The sequence below is a fragment of the Gordonia jacobaea genome (genome assembly GCF_001186365.1).
GTDB classification, from domain to species: domain Bacteria; phylum Actinomycetota; class Actinomycetes; order Mycobacteriales; family Mycobacteriaceae; genus Gordonia; species Gordonia jacobaea.
In genome coordinates this window covers 1-2,565 of the sequence record NZ_LDTZ01000039.1, presented here as the reverse complement: position 1 = coordinate 2,565, position 2,565 = coordinate 1, and the positions used below count along the sequence as shown (strand labels likewise).

Here is a 2,565-nt window from a genome sequence, read left to right as displayed (position 1 = left end):
AGGAGCTCGTTCGGCGTGTCTGTTTCGCGTTCCCCGCGTCTGGTTAGACGCTCGCAACCAGCAACAACCACACATACGCCCACCCGGCACGCGGTCAGTGCCGAGGCTCGAACCGGCCAGCCGGGGCGATACACCCATGCCGGATGAAGACGACGCGTCCGAGGCGATTCGGGGCATCAGCCGATAGGAGTGAGCACACGACCGCTAGGTTGACCCGGTTGACCGACGGGATGTGTGGGCGTAAAACTAGAGGCAGGTGGTTGTCCAGGTTGACCGAAAGTGGGCTCGATGTCGGATCTGATGGATCGTAAGCAGGCGTTGCTCGACGAGTTGGGCAGCCTCTTGGATGTGCGGTTCGCCGTCGCCGAGGACTCTGGGGTTGACCCGGCGGTGTACGCGGACACCTCCCGAATTGCTAGGGCAATGATGGCGGCACTGCCGTCTGCAACCAGCGTGCATGATCAGACCGTTGGACCTTTCTACGACACTGCAGGACTGACCACCTGGCTTGATGTCAGCAAGCAGGCGCTCGCCAAACGCGTCAAGAACAACACCCTTATCGGCTGCCAGCTCGAATCCGGCACGTGGGTGTATCCGACGTGGCAGTTCACCGACGACGCCGTAGTCGACCGCCGGCTTTTGAGGGTGTGGCAAGTTTTGCGGGAGCACGCCAACGCGTGGACCGCGGCGCTGTGGATGTGCTCACCGAACGCCGCCCTCGACGACGAAACCGCCGTCGCGTATGTCAGGGGTGGCGGTGACGACGAGCTCACAGCGGCCCTCAACGCTGCCCGAGTCGATGCGGAACGCTGGGCGGCATGAGCAGCCGTGAATCGGTAGCGCTGCGTGAACCCGGCGGACGGGACTTGTCATCCTTCCCGACGGTCAGCATTCCCACGAGCGCACAGCTGTATCGAGGACATCGCACAGCCAATGGTGCATGGTTCTTCTCGAACGGAGGGGCAGGCCGTTTCGATCTCGACGCACCCCGCGGAACCTGCTACCTCGGTGTCGATCCAGACACCGCAGTCCGAGAAGTCCTGGGCGGGGCTGGTGCACGAGTAGGTGACATCTGATCTGGCTTGCCCTGCCGGGCGGCCTGGAAGGATGCCAGCTGTGCCCAAGCCCTATCCCCAGGAGTTCCGCGACGACGTTGTCCGCGTCGCCCAGAACCGTGAAGACGGTGTGACTCTCGAACAGATCGCTGCCGACTTCGGTATCCACCCGATGACCCTGAACAAGTGGATCCGCAAGGCCGACGTGGAGGCCGGGATCAAGCCCGGCACCACGTCGGCCGAATCGCGTGAGCTGCGCGAGGCCAAGCGGCGTGTGCGCCTGCTTGAACAGGAGAACGAGGTCTTACGCCGGGCGGCGGCGTACCTGTCCCAAGCGAATCTGCCGGGAAAAGGTGGTACCCGCTCGTGAGTGAGCTGGCCGCTGACGGCATCCCCGTCACGGTGGCGTGTCGGGTACTCAAGATCGCTCGCCAGCCCTACTACCGGTGGCGCAAGAACCCGATCACCGACGCCGAGCTCGCCGAGGCGTACCGGGCCAACGCCCTGTTCGACGCCCACCGCGAAGACCCGGAGTTCGGCTACCGCTACCTCGCCGACGAGGCCGAAGCCGCAGGCGAGAAGATGTGCCGGCGGACGGCGTGGCGGATCTGCTCCGCCGGCGGCTGGACCAGCACCATCAGCAAGAGAGGCCGCGGCAAGCACCGCAAGGCCGGCCCGCCTGTACACGACGATCTCGTCAAGAGAGACTTCACCGCGCCCGGCCCCAACGAGCTGTGGCTGACCGACATCACCGAGCACTGGACGGCCGAGGGCAAGCTGTACCTGTGCGCGATCAAGGACGTCTACTCGGGCCGGATCGTCGGGTACTCGATCGACTCGAGAATGAAGTCCCGCCTGGCCGTGGCCGCCCTGAACAGCGCTGTCGCCAGGCGAGGGGACGTGGCCGGCTGCGTTCTGCACAGCGATAGAGGGTCTCAATTTCGTTCGAAGAAGATGTAGAAGGCCATCACCCGGCACGGCATGCTCGGGTCGATGGGCAGGGTCGGTGCGTGTGGTGACAACGCGGCGATGGAGAGCTTCTTCTCGCTGCTACAGAACAACGTCCTCGACCGTCGATCCTTGTACTGCCCGGAGACGTTGATCGAGCCGCCACGGCCCTGGCGGTCGTGTAGCGACACCACAGTGGTCGTCAGACAAGTGACTGTTTCTGGGCCGGGGCTTCCCTAGGGTGGGTGCATGCCCGTTTGGCAGCCAGCTATCCCGCAAGGGTTGCGCCCCCATCTCCTTTCCTGGGTGGGGTACGACTTCACCAGTACCGACACCGTCCACCACGGGGTTCCCTCGATGGGCGTCACGGTGGTGCTGTCGCTCGGAGAGCCCATCGACTGTGGCTGGCTTCATGGCGACGCGCGGCATCTCTGTGACGTACTAGTCTCCGGCCTGCACACCACTCCGGCTCTGATCCAGTCGAGGGGACGCCAGCAGGGCCTCAAATTGTCGCTCCACCCGCTCTCGACCCGTCGGCTTCTCGGGCTGCCGGCCGGGGAAC

The 2,565-nt window shown here is 64.6% G+C and carries 2 protein-coding genes and 2 pseudogenes; all 4 read left to right on the top strand.

The annotated features are described in order from the left end of the window. Positions 1-288: 288 nt before the first annotated feature. On the top strand, positions 289-822 hold the full coding sequence (locus tag ABW18_RS22185) for a hypothetical protein (RefSeq protein WP_005180782.1): 534 nt from the start codon (positions 289-291) through the stop codon (positions 820-822). Then, complete coding sequence (locus ABW18_RS22180; RefSeq protein WP_053117565.1) at positions 819-1,076, top strand: hypothetical protein; 258 nt, start codon at positions 819-821, stop codon at positions 1,074-1,076. The genes ABW18_RS22185 and ABW18_RS22180 overlap by 4 nt, the downstream gene beginning before the upstream one ends. 40 nt (positions 1,077-1,116) lie before the next feature. Then, positions 1,117-2,132: pseudogene (locus ABW18_RS23335) on the top strand (IS3 family transposase); the annotation flags it as partial. Positions 2,133-2,252: 120 nt separating this feature from the next. Continuing rightward, a pseudogene (locus ABW18_RS23330) lies at positions 2,253-2,565 on the top strand (helix-turn-helix domain-containing protein); the annotation flags it as partial.